Origin of the sequence: Kribbella sp. NPDC051587, assembly GCF_044453945.1 — a bacterium.
Lineage (GTDB): Bacteria > Actinomycetota > Actinomycetes > Propionibacteriales > Kribbellaceae > Kribbella.
In genome coordinates this window covers 855,039-881,415 of the sequence record NZ_JBITDE010000001.1, presented here as the reverse complement: position 1 = coordinate 881,415, position 26,377 = coordinate 855,039, and the positions used below count along the sequence as shown (strand labels likewise).

At 67.6% G+C, this 26,377-nt stretch carries 22 protein-coding genes; 6 read left to right on the top strand and 16 right to left on the bottom strand.

Annotated features, from left to right (window positions below):
* Positions 1-37 precede the first annotated feature (37 nt).
* The 6 genes from ACIA49_RS04260 to ACIA49_RS04235 all read right to left on the bottom strand — a co-directional run bounded on the left by ACIA49_RS04260 (position 38) and on the right by ACIA49_RS04235 (position 8,077).
* Positions 38-526, bottom strand: a complete 489-nt coding sequence (locus ACIA49_RS04260) for a DUF2505 domain-containing protein (RefSeq protein WP_396375644.1) — start codon at positions 524-526, stop codon at positions 38-40.
* A gap of 54 nt (positions 527-580) precedes the next feature.
* A complete protein-coding gene (locus ACIA49_RS04255) occupies positions 581-4,090 on the bottom strand; it encodes a glycoside hydrolase domain-containing protein (RefSeq protein WP_396375643.1) in 3,510 nt (1,169 codons plus the stop codon).
* A gap of 71 nt (positions 4,091-4,161) precedes the next feature.
* Positions 4,162-5,604: an ROK family protein gene (locus tag ACIA49_RS04250; RefSeq protein WP_396375641.1), complete on the bottom strand. Its 1,443-nt coding sequence runs from the start codon at positions 5,602-5,604 to the stop codon at positions 4,162-4,164.
* Between the two features lie 31 nt (positions 5,605-5,635).
* A complete protein-coding gene (locus ACIA49_RS04245) occupies positions 5,636-6,049 on the bottom strand; it encodes a hypothetical protein (RefSeq protein ID WP_396375640.1) in 414 nt (137 codons plus the stop codon).
* A 13-nt stretch (positions 6,050-6,062) separates the two neighbouring features.
* Complete coding sequence (locus ACIA49_RS04240; RefSeq protein ID WP_396375639.1) at positions 6,063-7,520, bottom strand: glycoside hydrolase family 76 protein; 1,458 nt, start codon at positions 7,518-7,520, stop codon at positions 6,063-6,065.
* 92 nt (positions 7,521-7,612) lie between these two features.
* Complete coding sequence (locus ACIA49_RS04235) at positions 7,613-8,077, bottom strand: hypothetical protein (protein ID WP_396375637.1); 465 nt, start codon at positions 8,075-8,077, stop codon at positions 7,613-7,615.
* An 82-nt stretch (positions 8,078-8,159) separates the two neighbouring features.
* Between ACIA49_RS04235 and ACIA49_RS04230 the strand changes: the two genes are divergently transcribed.
* From ACIA49_RS04230 to ACIA49_RS04215, 4 genes are all read left to right on the top strand, one after another.
* On the top strand, positions 8,160-8,978 hold the full coding sequence (locus ACIA49_RS04230; protein WP_396375636.1) for a tryptophan 2,3-dioxygenase: 819 nt from the start codon (positions 8,160-8,162) through the stop codon (positions 8,976-8,978).
* An 11-nt stretch (positions 8,979-8,989) separates the two neighbouring features.
* Positions 8,990-9,601, top strand: a complete 612-nt coding sequence (locus ACIA49_RS04225) for a hypothetical protein (protein WP_396375635.1) — start codon at positions 8,990-8,992, stop codon at positions 9,599-9,601.
* 93 nt (positions 9,602-9,694) lie between these two features.
* Positions 9,695-10,378, top strand: a complete 684-nt coding sequence (locus tag ACIA49_RS04220; protein WP_396375634.1) for a response regulator transcription factor — start codon at positions 9,695-9,697, stop codon at positions 10,376-10,378.
* 1 nt (position 10,379) lies between these two features.
* The gene (locus ACIA49_RS04215) at positions 10,380-11,681 is read left to right on the top strand and encodes a sensor histidine kinase (protein ID WP_396375633.1); all 1,302 of its coding nucleotides are present in this window, start codon (positions 10,380-10,382) and stop codon (positions 11,679-11,681) included.
* On the opposite strand, the gene ACIA49_RS04210 is transcribed toward ACIA49_RS04215, so the two are convergent.
* The 5 genes from ACIA49_RS04210 to ACIA49_RS04190 form a co-directional block, all read right to left on the bottom strand.
* Complete coding sequence (locus tag ACIA49_RS04210) at positions 11,678-12,889, bottom strand: glycoside hydrolase family 16 protein (protein WP_396375632.1); 1,212 nt, start codon at positions 12,887-12,889, stop codon at positions 11,678-11,680. The two genes, ACIA49_RS04215 and ACIA49_RS04210, sit on opposite strands and share 4 nt — an antisense overlap.
* A gap of 101 nt (positions 12,890-12,990) precedes the next feature.
* Positions 12,991-13,710: an anti-sigma factor domain-containing protein gene (locus tag ACIA49_RS04205; protein WP_396375631.1), complete on the bottom strand. Its 720-nt coding sequence runs from the start codon at positions 13,708-13,710 to the stop codon at positions 12,991-12,993.
* A complete protein-coding gene (locus tag ACIA49_RS04200) occupies positions 13,707-14,312 on the bottom strand; it encodes a sigma-70 family RNA polymerase sigma factor (protein WP_396375630.1) in 606 nt (201 codons plus the stop codon). Before ACIA49_RS04200 ends, ACIA49_RS04205 begins: the two co-directional genes overlap by 4 nt.
* Before the next feature lie 96 nt (positions 14,313-14,408).
* Positions 14,409-15,071 (bottom strand): fasciclin domain-containing protein, encoded by a 663-nt coding sequence (locus tag ACIA49_RS04195; RefSeq protein WP_396375629.1) that lies wholly within the window; start codon positions 15,069-15,071, stop codon positions 14,409-14,411.
* An 83-nt stretch (positions 15,072-15,154) separates the two neighbouring features.
* Positions 15,155-16,486 (bottom strand): PLP-dependent aminotransferase family protein, encoded by a 1,332-nt coding sequence (locus ACIA49_RS04190; protein WP_396375628.1) that lies wholly within the window; start codon positions 16,484-16,486, stop codon positions 15,155-15,157.
* A 63-nt stretch (positions 16,487-16,549) separates the two neighbouring features.
* Between ACIA49_RS04190 and ACIA49_RS04185 the strand changes: the two genes are divergently transcribed.
* Positions 16,550-17,146, top strand: a complete 597-nt coding sequence (locus tag ACIA49_RS04185) for a DJ-1/PfpI family protein (RefSeq protein WP_396375627.1) — start codon at positions 16,550-16,552, stop codon at positions 17,144-17,146.
* 117 nt (positions 17,147-17,263) lie between these two features.
* The gene (locus ACIA49_RS04180) at positions 17,264-19,762 is read left to right on the top strand and encodes a X2-like carbohydrate binding domain-containing protein (RefSeq protein WP_396375626.1); all 2,499 of its coding nucleotides are present in this window, start codon (positions 17,264-17,266) and stop codon (positions 19,760-19,762) included.
* A gap of 28 nt (positions 19,763-19,790) precedes the next feature.
* Here the strand turns inward: ACIA49_RS04180 and ACIA49_RS04175 are convergent, their stop codons facing one another.
* From ACIA49_RS04175 to ACIA49_RS04155, 5 genes are read right to left on the bottom strand one after another with little or no spacing between them, the layout of a single operon-like run.
* On the bottom strand, positions 19,791-20,537 hold the full coding sequence (locus tag ACIA49_RS04175; RefSeq protein WP_396375625.1) for an ABC transporter ATP-binding protein: 747 nt from the start codon (positions 20,535-20,537) through the stop codon (positions 19,791-19,793).
* Positions 20,537-22,387 carry a dipeptide/oligopeptide/nickel ABC transporter permease/ATP-binding protein gene (locus ACIA49_RS04170; protein ID WP_396375624.1) on the bottom strand — a complete coding sequence of 617 codons (1,851 nt, stop codon included), beginning with the start codon at positions 22,385-22,387 and terminating at the stop codon, positions 20,537-20,539. Before ACIA49_RS04170 ends, ACIA49_RS04175 begins: the two co-directional genes overlap by 1 nt.
* On the bottom strand, positions 22,387-23,364 hold the full coding sequence (locus ACIA49_RS04165; protein ID WP_396375623.1) for an ABC transporter permease: 978 nt from the start codon (positions 23,362-23,364) through the stop codon (positions 22,387-22,389). Before ACIA49_RS04165 ends, ACIA49_RS04170 begins: the two co-directional genes overlap by 1 nt.
* Position 23,365: 1 nt before the next feature.
* The gene (locus ACIA49_RS04160; RefSeq protein WP_396375622.1) at positions 23,366-24,943 is read right to left on the bottom strand and encodes an ABC transporter substrate-binding protein; all 1,578 of its coding nucleotides are present in this window, start codon (positions 24,941-24,943) and stop codon (positions 23,366-23,368) included.
* A gap of 15 nt (positions 24,944-24,958) precedes the next feature.
* Positions 24,959-26,377: an amidase gene (locus ACIA49_RS04155; protein WP_396375621.1), complete on the bottom strand. Its 1,419-nt coding sequence runs from the start codon at positions 26,375-26,377 to the stop codon at positions 24,959-24,961.

The following is a 26,377-nucleotide window of genomic DNA, read 5'->3' as shown; positions in this document are numbered from 1 at the left end:
GGGTGACCCGGCAGCGACACGGCTCGACGGGGTGGCGTCAGTTGGTCCAGTCCTGGCCGAGCTCGTGCTCCTTCACCAGGCCCTTGCGGACGGCGTCGACCACGAACGGCTCGATCTTCTTGCCGATCAGCGGTACGGCGACCTTCACGTCGAGCGTGATGCCCTGGGTGGTCTGAGCTCCGCCCGGGGTGATGTCGGCGGTGCCCTTCAGTGTGACCGGGGTGTTGGTGATCTCCCCGGCCACGTCGGCCTTCCGCGAGCCGTCGGCGGCCGCGGCATGCCAGGTCTCGGTCTGGACGACGGTCAGGGTCTGGCCGACGAACTTGCGTGCGATATCCGGTACGTCGTCCGACGCCATCTCGCGGGTCACCTTGACGATCGTGTCGGCGCCGGACTCGGTCACCTGGACGTCGTACGACAACGCGTTGGTCTTCTCGCAGGCCTGCTCACGAAACGTCTTGTCCGTGACGACTGCGAACACTTCCTCGGGCGTGGCGTCGTACGACGCGGACAGCTTCAGTTCCATCGGGCCATCATGGCATTACGCATCGGTCACCAACTAGCTGCGGGCATGACCGGATCACCCGCCCACGATCTCGGCGCTGTGCCACGGGCCGACACCTGGGGCGTCCTGCCACCAGTGCCCGAGGCGGCCTGAGGTCAGGCGCGCGAAGTAGTGCAGCCGTCCGTCGGCGGACTGTGTCACCGTGCCGTCCGCAGCGACGCCGTCGATCACTGTGCTGTCCCATGGGCCGTTGCCAGGGGTCCGTTGCCAGCCGTGGAGGAGGCGGTTGTCAGTGGTGCGTGCGAAGTACACCAGCTTGCCGGAGGCATCCAGTGCGCTGACGGGGTCCCCAGCGAGGGTGACTGTCGTGGGCAGTGTGTCAAAGCGCCACGGCCCGTTGCCGGGAGTGTCCTGCCAGCCGGTGATGACGCCGCCGGCCGTCGTACGGGCGTGGAAGGTGAGGCGCCCGGAGATGTCCTGTGACACTGCCGGACGTCCTTCGATGACGGCAACAGCACCGCCTCCGTTGTAGCGGATGAGGTCGATGCTCCACTGGTCGTTGCCAGGCGCGTTTTCCCAGCCATGGACGAGCTCTCCGGTCACACTGCGCACGAAGTAGGTCAGCTTGCCGGAGGGGTCTTGCACACTGGCCGGATCGCCGCCGATGCGCAGCTTCGCACCGCCACCGTCGAGCACGTACGCCGTCGTCCAGGTGGTTGCCCCAGGCGCGGTCTGCCGCCCACGGACCAGGTTGCCGTCAGTGGTGCGGGCGAAATACGTCAGGCGGCCAAGAGCATCCAGTACGGCGGTCGGCGTACCGGTCAGCGTTGGCTGGGCGTCAACGACAGTGTGCGTCCACGTGCCGTCCAGCCGGCTCCACTTGAGCTGGCCGCTTGTGGTGAGGCCGATCAGGTTCATCCGGGCGGCCGGGTCGACCGCACCGGCGACGGTGCCGGTCACACCGGCCGCGACGCTCGTCACCTCCCAGGCAGCGCCGTTCTCCCGGACGTAGCCGATCGTCCCGTCCTCGCGCACCGTTTGAACTGTCACTCGCCGATCGGCGTCCTGGCGCGACCACGTGCCTGGTGTCGGCAGTCCGGTCTTGCTGCGCAGGAACCGCACGTTGTCGAGGTAGACGGTCAGCGGGTTGGAGCGCCTGTCGACGCGCAGGTGGATCGACGTGATCCGCGGTAGGTCGCTGATCAGGTTCGTCAGCGGTACGACGACGCGCTGCTGCTTGCGTGGCGCGAGATAGAACGGGTTGCCGGCGTCCAGGTTGACCGGGTCGTGGAAGTCGCAGTACATCGCGATCAGGTCGTCGGAGTCGTTGTAGAGGTCGAAGGCGACCGCATCGAGCTGGGACCAGTCGTTGCGTCCGATCGACTGCTCGGGGTGGTTCTCCTTGAGCGTGTACAGGTAGACACCGGCCCATTTCGGGTCGGCGACGTTCGCGTTGAAGACGAGCTTCGCGGTGTGGCCGCCGGTGGTCGGGTGCTGGTCGCTCCAGGTGGCACTGGCCTCTTGGGTGGTCAGCCGCGCGACGTCCGCCTCGGTCTCGAAAGAGTTGATGACGATCTCGTGCGGGGTGGCGACGCCCGCGACCTTGACGGTCCGCGTGAAGTTGCTGTTGGCAACATTGATGGTGACGGTCTGCTCACCGGCCGGGAGGTTGAGCACCACGCGATGCGTTGCCGACGGGCCTTGCACGGAGACCGCCGTACTGGTGATGCCGTTGATCCGCACGGCCGCGTCCTTCAGGGTGATCAGCTCGACCACGCCATGTCCGGCGGTCGGCTGGTCGATCCGGACGAGGGCGGGCGTCGTACCGAAGAGTTGTGCGACCTCGGCGCCGACCTGGGCGCGAACCTTGTGGAACAAGGCCGGATCATCCCGGTACGGCGCCAGCCAGTCGTGCAGGACGTCGTGGTGGGAACCCAGTCCACGCTCGGGTTTCGGCACGCCCCAGCTTGCCGCCAGCGCGGCCGCCTGTCGGTCGTACAGGGCGAGGTACTCGAGATCCTCGAAGCCTTCGCGCATCCACTCCAGGCGGACGGTCCCGACCGGGCCGTCGATGCCGACCGCGTTGCCGGGGTACATCAGGAAGCCGTCGCCGGCCTCGGTTCCCAGCGCCCAAGGGTCGCTCCAGCGGTTGCTGGGTTCGTAGCCGTCGTTGGTCCAGTGACCGAAGACCGTGCTCGACCAGAACAGGTAGCCCTCGACGCCGAGGTCGTACTGGATCCAGGGGAGCAGGCGGTGCCCGACGCCGCTGTCGGCGATGAAGACGCCAGGCAACGGATAGTGGTGGCTGACGGCGGTGTACCACCAGACCAGGTCGCCGCGTTCCTTGAGCTGGGCAACGATTCCCGGCAGCTCCGGCTTGGGTACGGTGATCACGAAACACCAGGCGTGGACGAAGTCGAGCAGCTTCTGCTCGGGCAGGTGCTCCAACGTCAGCACATGCGGTACCTCGGGTGCGATCGCCTTGACGGTGTCGAAGAGCTTGCGCACATTCGCGTAGGCTACGTCGCCTTGCGGCTCGTCGGCGTAGTAGAAGTAGCCGCGGTCGATCAGACCCTTTGCGCGCAGGCCCTCGACGACCTGCCGGAGCTTCACGGTGTCGGTGGTGAATCCGGTGCCGTTCTCGCCGGTGGTGTAGAGCGGGATCCGGAACTTGTTCACTCGCGGATCGTTCAGGTACTGGTCCGCGCGGGCGAGGAACTCGGCCGGCTCGGGATCCTGGCCCGGGCCTGGCGCGAGTAGGCCGTCAGAAGTGTTGGGGTGCTGGAGTTTCGGCTTCATCGGGACGGGGATGTCGCACGAGAACATCTTGTTCTTCAGCTGGAACTCGTAGTACTTGCGCATCAACGGCTCGTGCCGCGGATCGCCGTACGGGACGTTGTGCGCGCGGGCGACCTGCTGGTACCAGATCGACACGGCGGTCGCGGTGCTCCAGGTGTCGGGGAGTTCGAAGTTCCAGACCTCGAGATCGATCGGTACGACGACGGGCGCCGTACCGCCGGTGATGGTGAGCGAGCCGGTGTAGTGGCCGGCGGGGGCGTCCTTGGGGATGTTCACGGTGAACCAGACGCCGAGGTTGGCGTCGCTGCTCGCGGTGAGCGTGCGGGTGGGTGCGAGCGGGATGAGCGCGTCCGGGTAGGTGCCGGGCCCCCAGGGGCCGGTGTCGGACTGATTGACGAAGATGTAGGACTGCTCGAAGACCTCGATCCCGGTCAGCTTGGCGCCGTTGGGGCCGGTGAGTTCGCCCGCGGTGACGTTGATGCCGGTGCTGCCACTCGTGGTCCGGATGATCACCTGGCCGGACTCGTACTCGTTCCGGGCGGCCTGGAGGCGGATGGTGTCCGTCGACGGCCCGAAGCGCCGGTCGCGCTTGACCTTGTCCGTGGGCGACGGCAGCCAGACGGTCAGTGGCGCTGCCGCGGTACCGAGGCCGGTCGCGGCCGCGGTCTGGGAGGCCAGGGGAACTCCGGCGACGACCGCACCCGCTCCCATCCAGCCGAGGAGTTGGCGCCTGCCGACCAGGCCGGAGCGAGCGGAGGTGGTACGACGTGGGGCGGTGTCGGACATCAAGGCTCCTTATTTATGACGGACTCCTTAGATATAAGGGGTTCGTCGCAGCCTGGCAACCACCCTTCGATTCAGGTGGAAACCCTCGGCCGGGCATGGACCGGCAGCGGGCCCGGACCGGAGCCGATCAGAGCGTCGTCGACCAGCTCAGCCGCCGCACACAGAGCACCCAGTACGGCGCCCTCCGCGCCGAGCGTGGACGCCTCCAGTCGCGGGGTCCGCAGGCAGAGCAGTTCGAGCTCCGAGGCGAGCAACGGCAGGAGCAGATCGCCGTACGCTGCCAGTGAACCGCCGAGCACGAGCACCTCCGGATCGAGGATCGAGACGACCGCGCCCGCCGTGGTCGCGAGCATCCGGATGTAGCGCCGAACGGCGGCGAGCGCCGCGGGGGAGCCCTCGATCGCGGCATCCAGCGTGTCAGCCACCGGATCCGAGGTCGCACCGGAGGCAGGCGCGACCCCGCTCTGCTGCAGGTACTCCATCGCCCCTTCCCACTTCAGCGCGGGAAACCGACTGAGGTCACCCGCAACCCCACCAAACCCCGCATGCGGCCGCCCATTCACAATCAGCCCCAACCCCGTCCGCCGCCCCGCCTGCAACAACACCAAACTCTGCGGCCGCCCACCCGCCAAAGCCGAAGGCCAAACCACTCTCCGCGCCGCACCCCCGCCGCCCGCCGCAGCCCCGGCGCTCGCTCCTCCCGCCGCAGCACCATCCCCGCCTGCCGCAGCCCCGGCGCTCGGTGCTCCGGCCGCAGCACCATCCCCGCCTGCCGCCGCACCCCCGCGTGCCGCCGCACCCCCGCGTGCCGCCGCACCCCCGCGTGCCGCCGCACCTCCGCCTGCCGAGTCATTGCCCGCCGCTAGACCACCACCCGCCGCAGCACTGCCTGTCGCTGCAGCGGTGCCGCCTAGTTTTTGTTCGGCGATCGCGGCTAGGCGGCTGTCGTTCTCGACCCCGATCAGGCAGGCGGGCAGGCGTTTGCTCAGGTGACCGGACAGGTCTACACCTGTCCAGTCCGGGATCGCGGCAGACAGCAACACGCGACCGCCGCCGACCCGGCCGGTCGTGCCGAGGACGGCACCCCAGATCTCGTGTTCGTGGCGACCGGCATCGCGCAGGCACTCGTCGATCGCCGCGTCCAGGATCCGCAGCCGACGACGGGCGTCGAGTTCGGGGGTGGTGAACCGCCGGCTCTGCGCCAACGGTCGACCGTCCAAGTCGGAGAGTGCGACCCGCAGATTGAAGGCGCCGATGTCCGCGCCGATCAGCACGCCGGCCCCGGCCCGGTACTCGTACCGCACGGCCGGTCGACCGCGCCCGCGGACCACTGGTGCCGCCTCGCTCAGCCAGCCGCTGGCGACCAGATCACGCGTCACCTCGCCGACCGACGCGCGCGCCAGCCCGGTCTCCCGGACGACCTCGGCCAACGTGTCCGCACCGGCGCGGACCGCGGTCAGGATCGCGAGTTCATTGATCCGCCGCAGCCCGCCCAGATCTGTCCCGGCACTCATGCTGCCGAATTATGCCGGAGACCGGCTCAAATCAGTCGGAGTTCATCCAGAACCAGATATCCGTCGTCGCCGGCACCCCAGCAGCCAGGAACCCGGCCAGCACCTTCTCCTGATTCCCCTTCAGCGCCAGCCCATCACCCAGCACGCCCTCATCGACGAGTGTCGCCAGTCCACCGGCCAGTCGCTCCCGCGCCGGCCCGGCAATCCCTGGGGAGTAGGCGTCGGCCAGTACGTCGAGGACGGCGTACGGGGCTAGCACGCTGTAGCCGTACTCCCGGCCTGGGTCGTCACCGAGCGGACCGTAGTCGTAGAACTCGGTGAAGACGATCCCCTTCGCTCCTCGCTCCGGGTCGATCGTCAGCGTCAGCTTGAAGATGCAGTCGGACTCCCGGTGGACTCGCAGCAGCGTTGCCTGCCACTGCGAGCCGTATTGCTCGATCTTCACCGGGCGAATGCTGTCAGACCGGAGCATTGAGCAGATCCAGGGCCGACTGCTGGCGCGCTCCGTCCAGCTTGTCGACCGGTCCGTACCAGCGCAGTCCGTAGTGATCCATCGGTGTCCGGTCGGCGGCGTACGCGCGATCCGCCTGCCGCTTCAGATACGCCGAGTACGGGTGATCGGACAACGCCGCGTTCAGTTTGGTCAGCGACCGCGCGTAGATGCCCTTGAACGACGGTCCGTCCCCACCGCAGTCGCCACTCTCACAGGGCTCGCGCAGGATGCCGTCCGCGGTGTGCAGGCCGGCCGCCGTCGTCGACGCGTTCGCGAGCTGACGCGCAGTCGTCAGGTACGCCGAGTTGTTCGTTGCCTTGGACAACTCGACCAGCGCCGCTATCGGCACGCCCTGGTTGTAGGTCCAGGTGGTGTCGCCGTTGTTCTTGCAGGTGGACAGGTTGATGCCGTCGTTGACCAGGTTGGAGCTGTTGATCATCCCGGTCTGCTGGAACCACGTCCAGCCGCTCTGCGCTCGCTGCAGGTACGTCGTGTCACCCGCGATCCGGTTGTGCAGAGCCGCACTGAGGTGGATGTAGAGCGCGTTGGTGATCGCGTTCTTGTAGGTCTTGGCCTGGCTCCACCACACGCCACCACCACAGACGTTGTCCCAGTACGCCGCCATGTGGTCGGCGTCGGCCCGCGCCGTCTGCAGGTAGCGCGCTTCACCGGTCAGGTCGTACGCCGCGATCCAGGTCAGACCCCACCAGCCGGTGTCGTCGATGTAGTCGTTGCGGAACTGGCCTTGCTGGGCGTTGAGGTTGAGGTCGTAGGTCTTGCCGATCGCGTACCGGTAGCTGTTCATCCCGCTGACGCGGATGTTGTCGATCAGCGCGTTCAAGGCGTTGGCGTTGTTCCACCAACCGGTCGTGCTGAACAGCCCGGTCGACAGGTTGTAGTCCTGCATCAGCGCGGTCGCGGCCGCCGTACGGCGATCCCATGCGTTCCATGTCGTCCGGGCCCAGGGCGAGCAAGTGATGTCGGCGCGGTCTCCGGCCTTGCCGCAGACACGGAGTGCGCCGACACCGAGAGCACCCCAGTCGTCGACGTTGTACATCTGCGTCCGCCAACTGGTCCGGCCGCTCGGGATCGCGGTGGCGCCGAGCTTGCTCCCGCCGTTCCAGCTGCGGCCGCCGTCCATCGAGCGGTCCAGCCAGACCTCGTCACCGGGGCTGCCGTTCTCGATCGACCCCCAGCCCATCGCGTCGTCGTCGTCGAAGTGCAGCCGGAAGGTGCGGCCGAACAGGGTCGACGTCACCGGGGAGCGGTCGCCGGGGGACAGCGCCGGGTCGCGAGCATCGCAGTACTTGTTGCAGATCGTCGCTTGCGGCGCCAAGGGGACCTCCGGGGTCGCGGGCGCGGGCAGTGGTGCACCGAGTGGGCTGATGAGCAGACTGATACTGGAAACGATTCCAACCAACATCACGAAACTCCCTGGGGCGGTAGGAGGTGTGCGGTGAACCGAAAGTAAGTGGCCGCTCTCGTGGCGTCAAGATCAGGACGCCACGACTGTGGTCAGGACAGCAGCAGCAAGGCCGCCAGCACGCACAGGGTGAGCACCCCGGTACCGGTCAGGGCGACCCAGCGACCACGCCGGCAGCGCCGGACAATCGCCGTACGGTCGAGGTCGATCGCGCACGGGTCGAAGTCGGCGGGGTCAGCGGGAGCGAACACACTGCCCAGTCGCTCAAGAACCGACCGGTCGGCCGCCTGCCGGCTGGCCTCCTGGACGACGCGCCGCCGTAGGAACCCGCGCGGGTCGTGCTCCGGCAGCGGCAGGCCGGGCGGCAAAGCACTCTGTACGACGCGGTGCGCGGCCGCGATCCGCCGTGCCCGGCTGATCGACGGCGGCAGGATCAGATAGGCCAGACGGGCCAGCGACCGGTAGTCGTCCAGCAGCAGCGCCTCGACCATCGGCTCTTCCCGCGTCGGGCCCTGGACGGGTCCGGGGACCAGTGGTGTCTCAACCGTCGCGGTCAATGCAACTCCTCGTTTCGGCGTACCCCAGGTCCAACGAGCCAATCCCTGACCGGTCACGAACAGCCTGAGATAGCCTCGCGCCATGGCTGATGAGGTGGTTGCGGGGCGTTGGGGCGGGGTCGAGGTCAACTTCGGCGAGGAGGGTGGCCGACTGACCTACGGCAGTTACCTACGGTTGCCGCAGCTGCTCGACCAGCAACGGCTCGAGTCGAACCCACCGGCTCATGACGAGCTGCTGTTCATCACGATCCACCAGGTCTACGAGCTCTGGTTCAAGCAGGTCCTGCACGAGCTGACCGCCTCCCGGAACGCGATGCTGAACGACGAACTGTGGCTCGCCCAGCACCTCCTCCGCCGCGTGCACACCATCGAGCGAACCCTCACCCAGCAGGTCGACATCCTCGAGACGATGACCCCCCAGGACTTCGGTGAGTTCCGGCACCGGCTCTCCCCGGCGAGCGGATTCCAGTCGGTGCAGTTCCGCGAGATCGAGTTCCTGTCCGCGGCCAAGGATCCTTCCTTCGTACGGCGTTTCCGCGGGCTGACCGAGGCTGAAACCGCCCGCCTGGAACTCCGGCTCGACGAACCAACTCTCTGGGACGCGTTCCTCGTCGTACTGGAGAAAGCCGGTTTCGCCACGGACTCCGATGAGTCGATCAGCGACGCGCTGCGGAAGGTGGCCGGCGACCGTGCCCACTACGGCGCTGTCTGGGAGCTCGCCGAGGCACTCCTCCAGCACGACGAGCTCGCGGCCGCCTGGCGCGCGCGGCACGTCGTCATGGTCGAACGGATGATCGGTACCAAGCCGGGAACCGGTGGGTCGTCCGGAGCGACGTACCTGCGCAGCCGTCTCGATCTTCGTTACTACCCGTTGCTGTGGGATCTCCGCTCCAGCCTCTAGCCTCGGGGCCCATGAGGCTCTACTCGCAAGTCGGCGGACAGCGGTTCTGGCAGCTCTTCGGCGACCTGCTGCTGGTCGGCTGGATCTACGTGTGCGTGAAGGTCGGCCTGCTGGTCTTCCGCATCACCAACGCCCTCGGTACGCCCGGCCGCAAAACCGCCGAAGCCGGCGACGGCCTCGCCGAAGATCTCCACCGCCTCTCCGACCCGATCGGCAAGGTCCCCATCGTCGGCGACGACCTCCGCTCTCCGGTCGACGGCGCGGCCGCGGCAGCCGCCCGGATGGCCCAAGCCGGCCGCGACCAGGCCCACGCCGTCGAACAACTCGCCTACGTCCTGGCCGCCGTCACCATCACCCTGCCGATCCTGTTCGCCCTCCTGATCTGGCTCCCGCGCCGCCTCCGCTTCATCCGCCGTGCCAACGCCGCCCAACGCTTCATCGACAACGCCGCCGACCTCGACCTCTTCGCCCTCCGCGCCATGGCCAACCAGCCCATGCACAAACTCGCCCGCATCTCCGACGACCCCGTCACCGCCTGGCGCGAAGGAGACCCAGCAGTCATCCGCCAACTAGCCACCCTCGAACTCCGCACCACCGGCCTCAAACCACCCCCACCCACCTAACCCACCCCCCGACCCGGTGGGTGGGTTAGGTGGCGGGGCGAGCGGTAGCGAGGCGGGAGCGGGCGCGGGGGGTGAGTGGCTACTCTCGTTGGCATGGCTCGGGTGTTGTTGGTGGAGGACGACGATGCGATTCGTACGTCGCTCACGAAGTCTCTGACTGCGGTGGGCCATGTGGTGACGGCGGTGGCGGGTGGGGCCGAGGGTGTGGCGGGGGTGGCGCGGGAGCGGCCTGAGGTGGTTCTGCTGGATCTGGGGTTGCCCGACCTCGATGGGCGTGACGTGCTGGCGATGGTTCGGTCGGTGAGTGATGTGCCGGTGATTGTTGCGACCGCTCGGGATGATGACGCGAGCGTGGTGAAGCTCCTGGACGCCGGTGCCGACGACTATGTGATCAAGCCCTACAGTTCCGCCCAGATCGACGCCCGCATCAGAGCGGTCTTGAGACGGCTCGGCACCGACCAGCAGGACGTGACGGTGGATGTCGGTCCGCTGAAGATCGACCCGCGCAGCCGCGAGGTCACGCTTGACGGGCAGCCGGTTGACCTGACGCGCAAGGAGTTCGACCTCCTGCTGGCGCTCTCGAGGAGACCAGGAGCGGTCGTCAGCAAGCGTGAGTTGCTGGCCGAGGTCTGGGGGCTCCCGTGGGGCGGCGGAGACCGAACCGTCGACGTCCATCTCTCCTGGTTGCGGCGCAAGCTTGGCGAGACCGCCGCAGCGCCGCGACTCCTGCACAGTGTCCGCGGCGTCGGCGTGAAGCTCGCCGTACTGGAGAGCTGAAGTGCGCCGCCGGATCCTTCTGCTCTCGGTCGGGCTGACCACGCTCGTCGTCATCGGGTTCGCCGTACCGCTGATCCTGCTCCTGCGCAGTACGACGGCGACCGAGTCCAAGGAGAAGGCCCGCTACCGCGCCGAGGCGGTGGCGTACTACGTCGGCGACAAGGACCACACCAAGGACGACATCGCGGCCTACATCCAAGGGGTCGCCAACGACGGTCCCGGCCGGATCTCGGTGCGCCTCAACGACGGTACGACGCTCGGCCAGGCCCCGCCCGGCGGCGTCTCGCCACCCAAGAACGCACCGGTCGGCGACGGCGATGACGACGACCACAAGGGCCCACCGAAGATCGGGGACGCCGACTACCGCACCATCAACGGCGGCCTGGCCGTCGAGATCGACGTCGGTACCCGGCAAGGCCCAGCCTCCGTCTGCCTGTACCTCACCGGCGACCAACTCCACGCCGGCCTGATGCCGCGCGTACTCGTCGTGGCCGGAGCCGGCCTACTCGTCCTACTCCTCAGCATCGTCGGCGCCGAGCTTGTCTCCCGCCGTCTCGCCCGCCCGCTGGAAGAGACAGCCGGTACGGCGGAGCGCCTGGCCGGTGGTGATCTCGAGGCGCGAGCCCCGGTCACCGGGCCGGCGGAAGTGGCCAAGGTAGGTGCTGCCCTCAATCGCCTTGCGGATCGCATCGACGAGGTCATCGCCGTCGAACGCGAATCCGTGGCCGACCTCTCCCACCGACTCCGCACACCCTTGACCGCGCTCAGACTTCAGGTCGAGGCACTCCCGGATCGCGAAAGAGCCGAGGAGCTCAACACCCAGGTCACCAGCCTCGAACGCACCCTGACCGCAGTCATCAGCGCGGCGCGACGGCCGCAACGTGAAGGTCGCGTCCCGCAGTGCGACGCAGTCCAGGTGACCCGCGACCGCGCCGCGTTCTGGGAACCGCTGTTCGAGGACCAAGGCCGCGACCTCACCCTCAATCTCCCGGACCCACCCGCGATGGTCCGGTCCGCACCTGAGGACCTGGCCGCAGCTCTGGATGCCCTCGTCGAGAACGTCGTCGCACACACTCCCGACGGCACACCGGCCCGGATCACCTTGCTGCGCATAGAGAACGCCGTACGGATCACTATCGCGGACGAGGGACCGGGGATCCCGCTGGGTGCGGGGGAGCGTGGTCGCAGCGACCGCGGTTCGTCCGGTCTCGGCCTCGACATAGCTCGTCGCTATGCCGAGGCCACCGGGGGCCACCTCACGATCCGCCGCAATGAGGTGGTCCTGACCTTGGCCGTTCCCTAACGGCTGTAGACCCGGGCCCAGTCGACGTCGAAGTACGCCTTCTGCATCGAGCATCCGCAGAAGTTGTCCAACTGGATCGTTTGGTGCATCGGGCCGGGCGCCTGGACGGCGGGATCGGTGTCGTGGAACCACGGCTGCCCGTCGATGTATCCGGTCAGCCCGTCCGGCGCCCACTCGAAGCCGTAGTTGTGCCACTGCGCCAGATCCAGCCCACCCGAGTGGTACTCGTCCTGCACCACGGGCCCGTTCGTCGGGTGATGCATGAACGCGGTCGCCCGCGTCTCGCCGACGTTCACCTCGAAGTAGTCGTACTCACCGCCCTGCGGCCACTGATCCGAGTCGGGCCAAGTGATCAAGACCGGGTGGTACGGCGCTCCGCTACCGCCGGCCGACTGGACGCGAGCCCGCACCTCCCACCGCCCGTACTTCTGACCGAACTGCGACGCGAGTCCAGCGGAATCCCCATTGGCGTAACCGGTCTGCCGCAGATAACCGCTCTGCACCGTATTCGTGTAGCCGCAGCGCTGGCCGTTGCCCGCATGCCCCGGCCCACACCCGTTGGCCCCGCCGTAGATGCCCCACTTGCTCTGGTCCGGAGCGCCTGTGTAGTTGAACTCGTCGCTCGCCGGCAGCGGCGTACCCCAGTGGAAGTTCTCAGCTGCCGTGGAACCGGTCGGCGGCGGGTCGTCCCCAGCCACGCGATAGTCGGCCGCGGTCGTCTGCCACTGGCCTGAACCACCGGCGATGTAAGTCAGCGGATGTGAGTTCGTCGCTCCAGCAGGTGCAGTGAATTGGGCCGAGACCTTCGTCCAGCCCGTAGCGTTCGTCGCGACCGACGGTCCCTCGGTACTCCCGAGGTAGCTGCCATTGGCGCCGTACCAGTCCATCTGCATCCGGGCCGAACCGCTGGTCTTGGCGTCGACGGCGACCGTGTACTTCGTCCCGCCGGCGACCGGCAGTTGCGGCAGGTAGATCCCGGCGGTCCCGCTGGAGAGCGTGACTTGATACGCGTACGACGCGATCGGGTGACCGCTGATCGCGACCCGAGCGCCGGTACCGCCTGACATGGTTCCCCAGCCAGTCGCGGTGCTGGCGAGAACGGGATTTGGAGCGAGGTTGTCGGCGGCCTCAGCCGAGCCGACAGTGGACCCCAGCAGCGTGAGCGTCGCGAGCGCGACGACCCAGCGTCGGGGGTGGGCGTTTGTCATGACCGACTCCGTCTCTGCAGAGAGCAACCATGCCGTGGGCGACGGCACGGGAAATCGATATATTCTCCCAGCAGAGACGGTTCGGTCGGGCACTGTCAGGATCAGGTCATCTCGACCGCGGCCACCGGAGTCGTCGTCGGCTTGGCGGAACCACCGGTCGGTTCCTCGGTCAGACCGAACGTGGTCTGCCCGACGACACCGCCCTGGATCACGGTCGCGACATCACCCGAGGTGAGCCCGATCGAGCGAGCGTTCTGCGCGGCGTCCATCAGCCACATCTGCCATACCTTGCCGCTGGGCGGCTTGTGCAGTTCGTGCAGTACGACGACGACCGCGTCGGCGCGGGCGGACATCACCACGGTGGCTTCTCCACCGCCGGTGACCGAGCCGTGCGAGGTCTTCGCATCCGGCTGGGCGAGAACCGCCGCCATCTGGTTGGTGGCCTGAACGGCTGCGTTCTTGTCCCGGTACTGGTCGACAGCAACTCCGCCGGCCCCCGCGATCACCAGCGCTGCCGCGGCCAGAGCGAACACCGACCGGCGGCTGTAGCGCTTGGCTGCGACGAGATCCGTCGTACCGGCGACCACTGGGGGCAGCTGGCGGACGTTCTCGATCGCCTGCATCACGTTGACCTTCAGCTGCGGCGGCGGGGCCGTTTCGACCTGGGTGGCGAGTTTGATCGCGGTCTCGCGCAGCTCGGACACCTCGGCGGTGCAGAACTGGCACTCGGCCAGGTGAGCCTCGAAGCGGACCCGCTCGTCCTCGGGCAGTGCGTCCAGGACGTAGGGGCCGGTGAGAGTGTGCACGTCTGGTTCGGTCATGGCGTACCCCCCTTGGTGGTTCCGAGGCAGTCACGGAGCCGGATCAGACCGTCGCGCATTCGGGCTTTGACGGTTGGCAGTTTGGCGTCGAGTTGCTGGGCTACCTCAAGATAGGTGTAGCCGTTGTAGTAGGCGAGCTCGATCGATTCCCGTTGCAGCTCGGTCAGGGTGCCCAGACAGCGCCGCACCTGCTGGGCCTCGAGCCGGGTGGTGACGGTGTCGGAGACCTGGTCGAAGTCGACCTCCACACTACGGGCCCCGACCAGTTCGGTGCGATCGCTCGCGGCCTGTTCGGAGCGGACCCGGTCGACCGCCCGGCGATGGGCGATGGTGAGGATCCAGGAATGCGCCGAACCGCGGGCGGCGTCGAACCGGCTGGCGGTCCGCCAGATGTCGATCATCACTTCCTGGGTCACCTCCTCCGACTGGGCCGGGTTGCGCAGGACCCGCCGGACGAGTCCGTAGACCCAAGGGCTGATCCGGTCGTAGAGCGTGCTGAACGCCGCGGTGTCACCACCGGCGGTGCGGGCCAGCAGTTCGGCATCGGTGACGCCTGGCCGGGACCCGTTGCCCGGCCAGGGGAGTGCGGTCGGTTCGTTCACGCTGTTGTTCCTCTGTTCGACCCTCATGGTGGTCCCGGACCGGTGCCCACGGCAACTGCACGGGGCACCGGTCCGGCGTACTGCGGGGGTTGCTGGTCAGGCGGCCGGGGGCATCAGGACCGAGTCGATCAGGTACACGGTCGCGTTGGCGGTCTTGACGCCGCCGCAGATGACGTTGGCGTTGTTGACCTTGAGGGCCTGGCCCGAACCGGTGACGTCGACCTCTTGCTTCTCGACGGTGGCGTGCTTGCCGACGACCGCGGTCGGGTCGAGCTGGCCGGCCACGACGTGGTAGGTCAGGATCTTGGTGAGCAGTGCGTCGTTGGTCTTGAGGGTGTTGATGGTCTTGGCGTCGATCTTCTTGAAGGCGTCGTCGACGGGTGCGAAGACGGTGAACTCGCCGCCGTTCAGGGTCGAGACCAGGTTGACCTTCGGGTTGAGCTTGCCGGACACGGCGGCCACGAGGGTGGTCAGCAGCGGGTTGGCCGAGGCGGCGTTGGCGACCGGTGCGGCGGCCATGCCGTCGACGGAGCCGGCGCCGGTGGGGTTGGCCTTGGCGTAGGCCTCGCAGCCTGGGCCGACGAGGCCGGAGGCGTTGTCCATCGAGGGCTCGCTCGAGGGCGCGCTGGTCGGGGCCGAGGTCGGCTGCGAGGCAGCGGGGGTGTCGGCCTTGTTGTCGTCACTGCCACACGCAGCGGTCGCCAGAACAAGGGCCAGAGCAGTCGCGGCGAGGCCGGCGCGGACGATCTTACGAGACATGACGATCTCTTTCCTGAGCTGAGGGAGTGTGAGCGGTGCCGCTCACATCTGCTCTTCGGTCCTGCTCAGGACCCGGATGGGTGTCAATTCGCAGCATCTTTCAAGACTTCTTCCCGAACCGCTCGTACGGCGTGCGCCAGCTGGTCGAGCGGGACCGATCCGATCGCCAACCGGAGTGCCTGCGGTACGACGGCCGTGGTCGCGAACGGTGCTGCCGTGGAGACCGCGACCCGGCGCCCGGCCAGTGCGGCCACGATGCGGTCGGGCCGGGTATTAGGTGGCAAGGGCAACCATCGGACGTACGACGACGAGTGCCCGATCGACGGCAGGTCGTCCAGCGCCGCCAAGGTGATCGCCTGCCGCTCCCGAGCGTCCGCACGCTTCTGGACCTCAAGCCGATCGACCGTGCCGTCCTCCAACCACCGGCACGCAATGGCCGCGGTCACGCCGGGCGTCTGCCAGGTCGTCGCCATGATCACGCGTTCGATCGACGGCACGAGTCCATCCGGCGCAACGACGTACCCGATCCGCAGTCCGGTCGCGACGCTCTTCGACAACCCCGACACATAGACCGTCAGTTCGGGCGCGAGCATCGCCAGCGGTGGCGGCGCTTCCTCGGCCAGATACGCGTACGACGCGTCCTCGATCACGGCCAACTCATAGCGCCGAGCGATTGCGACCAGTCGTTCGCGTGCTTCGCCGGGGAGCACCCAACCGAGTGGGTTGTGCAGCGTGGGCATCGCGTACAGACCGCGCACGCGTCGCCGCCGGCACAACTCGTCGAGCGCATCGAGATCGATCCCGCTCGTCGAAGCGGGCAGCGGCGCAAGCTCCAGCCCGAGCGTCCGGGCCAGCACGATGAACCCCGGATAGGAGATCGCATCGACCGCGATCACATCGCCCGGCTGGAACATCGCCATCGCCGAGACCGCCAGCCCGTGCTGAGCGCCGTTCACGATCAGGACCCGCTCCCGACCGACGGTCAGCCCACGCCGTCGTACATGCTGTGCCACCGCCTCCCGATCCTGCGCGCGCCCTCGATGCGGTTGGTACCGCAGCAGCGCATCGAGATCCCCGGCAGCGGCCAGCTCTCGCAACGCCTGCCGCAGCAGATCCGCCTGACCCGGCACGGAGGGGGAGTTGAAGCTCAGATCGATCGCATCGACAGCCACCGACCGTTGGTCGAACTCATCGACGGTCGCCAGATCACGTACGAACGTGCCCCGGCCCTGCTCATTGCTCACGAGACCCATCGCGGCCAACTCGGCGTACACGCGGGACGCGGTCACCAACGCGATCCCCTCGGCCGCGGCCAACTCCCGATGCGTGGGCAGCCGCGATCCGGCGGGCCGGCGTCCGCCGCGGATCTCGGCCGCCAGCGCGTCGACCAGTCCCTTGTACTTCGGTGTCCGCATCCCCGCATTGTATGCAGGACAATTTGTGGATCGTCATGGATCGACCGGCGTACCGTCCGAGCCATGCACACCGCGATCCTGACCTTCGACGGCTACAACGAACTCGACTCCCTGATCGCACTGGGCGTTCTGAACCGCGTCCCCGGCGCGCGCGTCTCGATCGCGAGCCCGACCCCACGGGTGACCTCGATGAACGGCGTCACGATCGAGGCCGCGATCAACCTCGAAGAAGCCTGTACGGCGGACGCCGTGATCATCGGGAGTGGTCGCAAGACCCGCGAGGTGGTCGAGGACCCGGAGATCATGGCCGTCCTGAAGGGGCTCGACCCTGAGCAACACCTGCTGGCCGCGCAGTGCTCCGGCGCGCTCGTCCTGGCCAAGCTCGGCCTGCTGGACGACGTACCGGCGTGTACCGACGTGACCACCAAGCCCTGGGTCGTCGCGGCAGGGGTTGAGGTTCTCAATCAGCCGTTCTTCGCGCGCGGCAACCTGGCGACCGCGGGCGGTTGTCTGGCATCGACCTATCTGGCCACCTGGACGATCGCCCGGCTCTACGGCCTGGAGGCGGCCACGGAAGCGATGGACTATGTGGCCCCGGTGGGCGAAAAGGACGACTACGTGATCAGGGCACTGCGGAACGTCACGCCGTACCTCGCCTGAGAAACTGAGGGCTTCGGCCCTTCTATCGGATTTGGCCTATCGGATCTTGACGGACTTACTTAACCCGATCAAGATTCCCATATCCTATCCGATCCGCCAGGCAGAAGGTCGCCGCTGATGACCAGATCCATACGCGCCAAGGCATTGCGAGGCGTGGTCGCCACGCTCGTCATCGCCGCACTCATTCCCACCGGTTCGGCGGCGATGTCGTCCGCGGCTCCGCTGCCAGGCCCCGGGGCGGTGCTCAAGGCCGCTTCGCAGCAGGGCGCCGTACCGCAGGCTCCGCTTCCGTCCAACGTCACGGTGGTTCCTGGTGGGCCGGCGGGCGCGCAGGCGGACAAGCCCTACATGGGCTGGAGCAGCTACAGCATGCAGGTGTACGCCGGGAACGGTGGCAGCTGGATCAACGAGAAGCAGATCAAGGCGCAGTCCGACGCGATGCACGCGAAGCTGCAGCCGTACGGCTACAACCGGATCAACATCGACGCCGCGTGGAACGACGGGATCGACGCCTACGGCCGCCCGACGCCGAGCGCGAAGAACTTCCCGAGCGGCTTCCAGACCCTGATCAAGTACATCCACCAGCAGGGCCAGAAGATCGGCATCTACGCGATCCCCGGCATCGGCCAGCAGGTGATCGACGCGAACCTGCCCGTGTACGGCGCGCCCGAGTGCAAGACCGGTGACCTGCCGGTCCGGCCGTTGCAGCAGGCCGACTACTGGGGGATCGGCTACAAGATCGACTTCTCCAAGCCCTGTGGACAGAAGTACATCGACTCGATCGCGGACCTGTTCGCCTCCTGGGGGATCGACTTCCTCAAGTTCGACAGCGTGACGCCGGGGTCGGGCGTCAGCAACCTCACGCTGGACGCGCGCGACGACGTCAAGGCCTGGTCGACCGCGCTCGCCAAGCACAAGATCTGGCTCGAGCTGTCCTGGGCGCTCGACATCAACTATGCCGACTACTGGAAGCAGTACGCGAACGGCTGGCGGATCGACTGGGACGTCGAGTGCTACTGCGAAGGCGTCGCGCTGACCGCCTGGCCGAACATCAGCCGGCTCTTCCCGAAGCTCGCCGACTGGTGGCGGCACGCCGGTCCCGGTGGCTGGAACGACCTCGACTCCCTCGACGTCGGTAACGGCCAGATGGACGGCATGACGAAGGACGAGCGCCGTACGGCGGCGACGCTGTGGGCCGTGTCGGCCGCCCCGATGTACACGGGCAACGACCTGACGCGCCTCGACCAGTACGGCCTCGACCTGCTGACCAACCGCGAAGTCATCGCGGTCAACCAGGCCGGCCGTCCGGCGCACCCGGTGGCCACCACGTCGAACCGGCAGGTCTGGTACGCGCTGAACGCCGACAACAGCTACACCGTGGCACTGTTCAACCTCGGTCAGACCGACGCGAACATGACCGCGACGTTCGCCGACCTCGGGCTGACCGGTTCCGCGAAGGTCCGGGACCTGTGGGCCAAGAAGGACCTCGGTACGTTCAACGGCAGCTTCACGGCGAACGACGTACCGATCCATGGCACGCGGCTGTTCAAGGTGACACCGCAGAAGAACTCCACGATCAAGGTGAACGACGACGACCTGCGCGTCTCGTACGACGGCGCCTGGCAGCGCAACGGCAACTACGAGGTGCCGGCCACCACCGAGCCGCTGAACGTCACCATCTCCGACTCGGCCGGTACCAGCGCCGCGGGTGCGGCCAACGCGGGCACTCGGACGCTCGAGGTCAACAACGACAACTCGCAGATCGTCTACACGGGTTCGTGGAGCCGCAGTTCGGGTCGCGGGCTCGGTGACTACCAGGACGACGTCCAGTACTCCGAGACCAACGGTGACTCGTTCTCCTACAGCTTCGTCGGGAACGGCGTCGACTACGTCACCGAGACACACAACTCGCAAGGCGAGGTGGACATCTACATCGACGGCCAGCTCAAGCAGACCGTCAACACCTACCAGGCCGACGGCCGTGGTGCGCAGCAGGTCGTCTACAGCATCTCCGACCTGCCGAACGGTGCCCACACCATCCGTGGCGTGAAGAAGAGCGGCCAGTTCATGCTGGTCGACAAGCTCAACATCCGGCAGGAAAGCCTGCTCAACCCCGACAAGGCCACCTTCAACAAGGCCGCGCCGGCCGACGTCAGCATCGAGATCAGCCGCGACCCGGGCGAACTCGCAGGCCTCGCCAACGGCGGCACCGACCTCGTCAAGGGGACCGACTACACCGTCACCGGCCGCACCGTCACCATCAAGAAGGAGTACCTCGCGAAGCAGGCCGTCGGCGCTCTCGCCCTCGACTTCCGCTTCCGCGGCGACTACCTGAACGACGTCCACGCCACCACGGCGAACGGCGCCTCAGCCTCCTTCACCTTTACCGGTACGTCGGTCGACTGGTCCACCGCCCTGGCCCCCGACCAAGGTGAAGCCGACGTCTACCTCGACGGGAAGGTCGTCCGCCGCGTCAACCTGCACAACGACGCCCGGGTCACCAACCGCCAGGTCTTCACCGCCACCAACCTGAGGAACGCCCAGCACACCCTCAAGATCGTGAAGGTCTCCGGCGAAGCCCTCCGCCACGACACCTTCACCTACACGATCAAGTAACCCCACCGGCGAACGCCGGGAACAGACCTCACGCTGCTCCCGGCGTTCGCCCGTTCACCGAGCTCAGCAACTCCCGGGTGTACGGGTGCTGAGGTTCTTCCAGCACGTCGGCGGCCGCGCCGTGCTCGACGATGCGGCCGCGGTACATGACCACGACGCGGGTGGCGACGTACCGGACGACGGCCAGGTTGTGGGAGATGAAGAGCATCGACAGGCCGAGCTGGGACTGGAGGTCGCGGATCAGGTTGAGGACGGTGCCTTGGACGGAGACGTCGAGGGCGGAGGTGATCTCGTCGGCGATGATCACCTCGGGGCGGGCGGCGAGGGCGCGCGCCAGGGCGACGCGTTGGCGTTGGCCGCCGGACAGTTGGGACGGGAACTGCTGGGCGCGGTTCGGGGCGAGGTCGACGAGTTCGAGCAGCCGCCGGGCCTCGGCGGCTCGGTCGGCGCGTGAGCTCGGCGGCAGCAGTTCCGCGATCGACTGGCCGATCGACATCCGTGGATTCAGCGACAGATAGGGATCCTGAAACACCATCTGCAACGGCCGTCGGCCCCGGGTCGGGACCGGTTGGCCGCCAACCGTGATGCGGCCGGACGTGACCGGGGTGAGTCCCACTGCAGCGCGTGCCAGCGTGGACTTGCCGGAACCGGACTCGCCGACCAGCCCGACGATCTCGCCGCCAGGCACGGTCAGGCTGACGTCGTCGACCGCGGTCAGGCTGTGTCGGCCGTGACCGTAGCGGATGGTGACACCGTCGAAGCTCAGCTCGGACATCAGGACCCCCGCGTCGTCAGAGCTAGGTCATTGGCATGCCAGCAGGCGACGCGTGCACCGTCGGACGACGTCACCAACTCCGGTTCGGTTTGGCGGCATCGATCGTCGGCGAGCGGGCAGCGCGGCGCGAACGCGCAGCCGGTCGGCAGATCACCCAGATCAGGCATCCGGCCCGGGATCACCGCGAGCGGTTCCGTCAACGACGTCTGCATAGTCGGTACGGCGGCCACCAGCGCTCGCGTGTAGGGGTGTCGCGCGTGTTCCAGGGTCGGTAGGTCCTCGACGATGCGGCCGGCGTACATGACCAGAACCCGGTCGCAGACCGCACTCACGACACTGACGTCGTGGCTGATCAGTAGCAGCGCTACCTCGTCAGCGAGCCTGATCTCCTCGAGCAGCTGCAGAATCTGTTGCTGCACAGTGACATCAAGGGCCGTGGTCGGTTCGTCGGCAATGATGAGCGCCGGGTTGCCCATCATCCCCATCCCGATCAGCGCGCGCTGCCGCATCCCGCCGGAGAACTCGTGCGGGTACTGACCCGCCCGCCGCTCCGGTTCGCGGATCCGTACCGACCGCAGTCGATCAACAGCCCGCCGGTACGCCGCTTTGCGCGTCAGCCCGTCATGTTCGCGAGCTCCCTCAGCCAGTTGCGCGCCCATCCGCCGTACCGGATTGAAGGCGGTCATCGGGTCCTGGAACACCATCGCCAACGAGGTCCCCAGCAGCCGCCGATGTGATCCCGTCAACAGATCCGTGCCGCGGAGCCGCAGCCGCGATGCCGACACCCGCACCGGCTCCTCGATCAGCTGGGCAATCGCCAGCGCAGTCAGCGACTTACCCGACCCGGACTCGCCTACCACCCCAACCGCCTCACCCCGCCGAATGCGCAGACTCACGTCCCGCACGGGCTGTAGGCCATTCGGAAGGGTGACAGACAACGAGCGGACATCGAGCACGTTCTCGGTATCAAGCTCCGGTACGTCGGGCGCCACCGGAACATTAGATGCCCGCAGCAACCTTCCCACCGGCGACGTCAGCCCGAACCCCTTGGCCACCGCCTCGCCGAACAAGTTGAACGCCAACCCCGCGATCACCACTGCGACACCTGGCGCCAGCGCGGCCGCCGGTGACACGTAGATACCGTCGAGCCCGTCACCGAGCAACCGACCCCAGTCGTACTGCGGCGCCTGGACACCGAGGCCGAGGAACGACAACCCGGCAAAGGCGAGCAGCGAACCACCAGCGCCGATCGTGGCGTTGACGACGAGCGGCTCCGCGATGTTGGGCAGCACGTGTCGCAGCAGCACCCGGAATCGCCCGACCCCGCCGGCCCGGGCCGCCGCGACGTAGTCCAGCGAGATCACCCCGGCCACCAGCGTCTGCGTCAACCGAGCGAACGACGGCGCACTGGCCAGCCCGATCGCCAGCACCGCACCGTGCGCACCGACACCGAAGACCACCGCGAAGAACAAAGCCAGCAACAACGCCGGAAAGGCGACCGCCACGTTGACGATCGCAACGACGAAGTGCCCCAACCGACGTCCGACCAGCGCCGGCAATGTTCCGAGTATGAGCCCGACCACCACTGCGATCAGCGTTGCCAGCAAGGCCAACTCAACCGAGAGCCGAGTAGCGACGAGGACGCGGAAGAACAGATCGCGCCCGAGATCATCAGTGCCGACCCAGTGCCGCGCCGAAGCGCCTTCCAGCATCGCGTTCGTGTCCACATGATCGGCTCGTCCCGACCAGAGGATCGGCGCGACCACCGCCAGCGCCAGCACCACCATCAACAGCAGCCCCGCACTCAGTCCCACGGGCGTCCGCAGTACCGACAGCCATCTCTTCTTCATCAGCTCTCCCGGATGGCAGATCGCGGGTCGAGGACCGCCAGCGCGACGTCGACGACGAGATTCACGAGCAGTACGCCGACGCCGTACACGAGCACGATCGCCTGGACGACCGGATAGTCGCGGGCCAGGATGGAGCTGATCATCGTGGTCCCGAGCCCCGGCCAGGCGAACACGTTCTCGACGAGGACCGTCCCCGCCACCATCACGCTCAGCAGCAACCCACCGAGCGTGAGTGTCGCCGTCAACGTGTTCGGCAACGCGTGCTTGAAGTACACGGCTCCGGCTCGAAGCCGCTTGGCCCGAGCCGTCCGCACATAATCCGCCGACAGCACGTTCAACATCTCGACCCGCACGATGCGACTCAGTACGGCGGCCGGCCCGATCGCGAGCGCGACCACCGGCAGCACGTACGACGCTGGTCCCGACCGGCCCGCCACTGGCAGCCAACCGAGCTTCACCCCGAACACGTAGACGAGCCCAACCGCGAGCAGGAACTCCGGAATCACACCCAGTACGACGCTTGTCCCGGTGAAGGCCAGTTCGGCCCGGCGAGCACGTCCGCCGCGAGTCAGTACGCCCATGAACACCCCGAGCGGGATGGAGACCGCAACCGCGAGCAGGAACGCCAGCACCGCCAAGGTCGCGGTCGTCGGCAGCCGCTGCTCGATCACTTGGGATACGGGAAGGTTCGAGGTCAACGCCGTACCGAGGTCCCCGGTGAGCACCCCGTGCAGGTAGTGCCCGTACTGCACCCACAGCGGGTCGTTCAGTCCGAGCGCCTCCCGCTTCGCGGCGACCACCTCGGCCGTGGCGGTCGGCCCGAGCACGGTACGCACGGGATCGCCAGGCACGAGATGGATCATCAGGAACGCCGCCGTGATCAGCACCCAGACCGAGACCACGATCCGGCCCAGCCGGCGGGCCGCGAACCGCACCCACGGGCTGTCGAGCACCGGCACGGCTTCGACGGTCGTCATGTCAGCCGGCCAGCATCCGGATACTCGTCGGCACCAGGCCGCCGAGGTTCTCGAAGCGAGCACCCTTGCCGAAGATCTGGAGGACGTCGTTCGCGAACGGGACCACGTCGACATCGCCGACCAGCTCGGCCTCGGCCTTCAACCAGGACTCGCAGCTGTCCGCGCCTTGAAGCTTCGCCGCCGCGGCCACGCCCTCGCCGTACGACGCGTTCTCGATGTGCGCGAAGTTCGTCCCGTTCGGTGGGACCGGTCCGGACACGAACGGCACCAGTTGGTCGGGCGAGCTTGCACCGACGCCGACCCATGCGATGTCCCAGTCACCGGTGCCGAACAGCGAACCGTTGATCGCGGTCGTGTCCTGCGGCTTCGACGTGACCTTCACGCCCAGCTCGGTCCAGGCCTTGCTCGCGAGCTCAGCCGCCGCCGAGATCCCAGTGCCGAAGGCCGTGTTGAACGACAAGGTCAACGCGAGTGGCTTGGCATCCTTGGACCGGACGCCGTTTGCTCCGGCAACCCAGCCCGCCTTGTCCAGCAGCTGTTTCGCCTTCTCCAGATCGTGCTTCGGAAGGGCAGCGGTGACCGAGTCACCCTGACACGCCAGCGGTACGACGGCCGAGAGCGTGGTCGGCGCCGTACCGGCTCCGGAGGTGAGGACCTTGGCCAGTTGCGGTAGATCGACAGCGCTGGTGAGGGCTTCACGTACTAATTGATCGGCGGCCGGGCGACCGGCCGCCTGGTTGAACCACATCTCGCCGACGAGCAACGGCATCTTCGCGGTGAACAGGTTCTGCAGCCGTTTGGCATCCGGTCCGATCACCGCGGCCGCATTCAGTCCGCCGGAGAGCAGCAGGTTCGCGGCCGTGGTCGGGTTCGGGACCACCTTGGCGACAACCTTCTGCGGCAACCCCTGCGTCGTCGTACTGAGGCCGTTCGGTCCCCAGGTGTAGCCGTCGCGTTTGGTGAACGTGTATTGGTCGTTCGCCGCTACCGAGGTCAACGTATAGGGGCCGGTGCCAACCATTCCCTGCGCCAGCGCCTTGCGATCCTGCAGGCCCTTGCCGCAGATCATCGAGAGCTTCGCCAAGCCGTTGAGGACGAACGAACCGACGCGCGGGGCTGTCATCGTCACGGTGCCCGCCGCATCGTCCGCGGTCGCCTTCGTGCCGGCCGGGAGGTAGACGCCGAGCAGCGGACTCTTGTTCTTCGGCTCCGCGACCCAGGCCAGGTTCGAGACCACGTTCGCCGCAGTGAACGGCGTACCGTCCGAGCAGGTCACGCCCTTCTTCAGCGTCAGCTCGACCTGGTTGCCGTCCACTGCCCAAGCAGTCGCGAGACCGGGCAGAATCTTGCCGTCGGCATCGATGTGGACCAGCGGGTCGTAGCCGAACCGGCCGAGCTGCTGGACCCAGCTGTTCGCCCCGGACTGCGGGTCGAGGTTGCCGGGATCGGAGTCGATGCCGAACGTGAACGTCGCACCGTCGACCACCGCTTGGTCCTCGGCCGCGGGACTCGCGCCGCCGCAGCCCGAGGCGACCAGCACCGCTGCGCAGACGGCAGCGGGTGCAGCAATTCTCTTCATGGTTTCTCCGTAGCGTTACTGACTCCAGCAGGGTGGATGTACGTCGTCCCACAGGGCGGCACTCTCGAGCTGCGCGGCCAGCGCGAGCAACTCGAGGTCGTGGCGAGGACGTCCGACGAGCTGCACGCCGTAGGGCAGCCCTTCGTGGTCGAGATGTGACGGCAGGGCGACCGCCGGCTGACCGGTCAGGTTGGCCCACGGGGTGTAGACCGACCACTCCAGCATCAGATCGATGATTCCTTCGACCCCGGCGGTCTCGAAGTGCCCGCGCGGGACCGGAGGGCCGCTCGTGACCGGCGTCAGGACGACGTCGGCGTCGGTGGCCAGGAACGCGCTGGCGAACCGAACCTGGATCGCCTGTGCGGTCAGGACATCCGCACCGGAGAGCTCGGCGCCGATCTCGTTCAGATACTTCGTGTACGGCGTGAGCAGGGCCGCGCGCTCGTCGGGGACCATCGACTCCACGACCAGGTCGACAAGGTAGCCGAAGTGCGTCCGCATGGCCCGCCGTACGGCGTCGTCCCAGCGTGCCGGGATCGGGACCTCACGGACCTCGTGCCCCAGCGCCTGAAGCAGCTTGGCCGTCCGCTCGACCGCATGGACCACCTCGGGATGTGGGTCGACGTCCAGTCCGGTCTCGGTCCACACGGCTATCCGCAAGGGACGGGGCGGTTGACCGATGGCGTTGGTGAACGTGCGATCCGGCCGCCAGCCGTTGAGGTCGCCGGTCCACGGCTGGGCCATCACGTCCAGCAGGAGCGCCGCGTCGGCAACCGTCCGCGCGATCGGTCCCTCGATGGATGCGGGGAAGAAGGAGCTGGCCGGCACCGCAGGGGTGACCAGACCGATGCTCGGCTTCACACCGACCAGATGGCACGTCGCTGCTGGGGTGCGGATCGAGCCGGCGCCGTCACTGGCGTGCGCGACCGGCAGGAGACCGGCCGCAACGGCCGCGGCCGCGCCACCACTCGATCCGCTCGCGTACCGCGTCACGTCGTACGGCGTGACCGAGGGTCGCGTGGTCACCGCGTTCTCGGTGTAGCAGGTGGCGCCGAACTCAGGCGTGTTCGTCTTGCCGACCAGTACGGCGCCCGCCTGTCGAAGCAGTCCGGTCGTCCAGCCGTCGGCGTCCGGGACGGTGTCGCTGAGTGCTGCCGAGCCGAAGGTGGTGCGCACGCCAGCGGTGGGGAAGAGGTCTTTGATGCCCAACGGCAGTCCGAGCAGCGGCTGGTGTTCGCCGGCCGCGATCCGCTCGTCGGCCCGCCGTGCCTCGTCGATCGCGAGCTCCGCGGTGACGGTGACGAAAGCGCCGAGCGTGTCGTCGTACTTCGCGATCCGCTCCAGATAGTGCGTCGTCAGCTCCAGTGAGCTCAGCTCACCGGAGCGTAGCGCCGCGAGTTGCGCCGTCGCCGACAGCTCGTGCACCCTGCTCAC

Bases quoted from the DNA above. Each gene is read 5' to 3' on its own strand.
- ACIA49_RS04260 (WP_396375644.1), bottom strand. From the start codon at position 526: ATGGAACTGAAGCTGTCCGCGTCGTACGACGCCACGCCCGAGGAAGTG.
- ACIA49_RS04255 (WP_396375643.1), bottom strand. From the start codon at position 4,090: ATGTCCGACACCGCCCCACGTCGTACCACCTCCGCTCGCTCCGGCCTG.
- ACIA49_RS04250 (WP_396375641.1), bottom strand. From the start codon at position 5,604: ATGAGTGCCGGGACAGATCTGGGCGGGCTGCGGCGGATCAATGAACTC.
- ACIA49_RS04240 (WP_396375639.1), bottom strand. From the start codon at position 7,520: ATGTTGGTTGGAATCGTTTCCAGTATCAGTCTGCTCATCAGCCCACTC.
- ACIA49_RS04230 (WP_396375636.1), top strand. From the start codon at position 8,160: ATGGCTGATGAGGTGGTTGCGGGGCGTTGGGGCGGGGTCGAGGTCAAC.
- ACIA49_RS04225 (WP_396375635.1), top strand. From the start codon at position 8,990: ATGAGGCTCTACTCGCAAGTCGGCGGACAGCGGTTCTGGCAGCTCTTC.
- ACIA49_RS04220 (WP_396375634.1), top strand. From the start codon at position 9,695: ATGGCTCGGGTGTTGTTGGTGGAGGACGACGATGCGATTCGTACGTCG.
- ACIA49_RS04210 (WP_396375632.1), bottom strand. From the start codon at position 12,889: ATGACAAACGCCCACCCCCGACGCTGGGTCGTCGCGCTCGCGACGCTC.
- ACIA49_RS04205 (WP_396375631.1), bottom strand. From the start codon at position 13,710: ATGACCGAACCAGACGTGCACACTCTCACCGGCCCCTACGTCCTGGAC.
- ACIA49_RS04195 (WP_396375629.1), bottom strand. From the start codon at position 15,071: ATGTCTCGTAAGATCGTCCGCGCCGGCCTCGCCGCGACTGCTCTGGCC.
- ACIA49_RS04190 (WP_396375628.1), bottom strand. From the start codon at position 16,486: ATGCGGACACCGAAGTACAAGGGACTGGTCGACGCGCTGGCGGCCGAG.
- ACIA49_RS04185 (WP_396375627.1), top strand. From the start codon at position 16,550: ATGCACACCGCGATCCTGACCTTCGACGGCTACAACGAACTCGACTCC.
- ACIA49_RS04180 (WP_396375626.1), top strand. From the start codon at position 17,264: ATGACCAGATCCATACGCGCCAAGGCATTGCGAGGCGTGGTCGCCACG.
- ACIA49_RS04175 (WP_396375625.1), bottom strand. From the start codon at position 20,537: ATGTCCGAGCTGAGCTTCGACGGTGTCACCATCCGCTACGGTCACGGC.
- ACIA49_RS04170 (WP_396375624.1), bottom strand. From the start codon at position 22,387: ATGAAGAAGAGATGGCTGTCGGTACTGCGGACGCCCGTGGGACTGAGT.
- ACIA49_RS04165 (WP_396375623.1), bottom strand. From the start codon at position 23,364: ATGACGACCGTCGAAGCCGTGCCGGTGCTCGACAGCCCGTGGGTGCGG.
- ACIA49_RS04160 (WP_396375622.1), bottom strand. From the start codon at position 24,943: ATGAAGAGAATTGCTGCACCCGCTGCCGTCTGCGCAGCGGTGCTGGTC.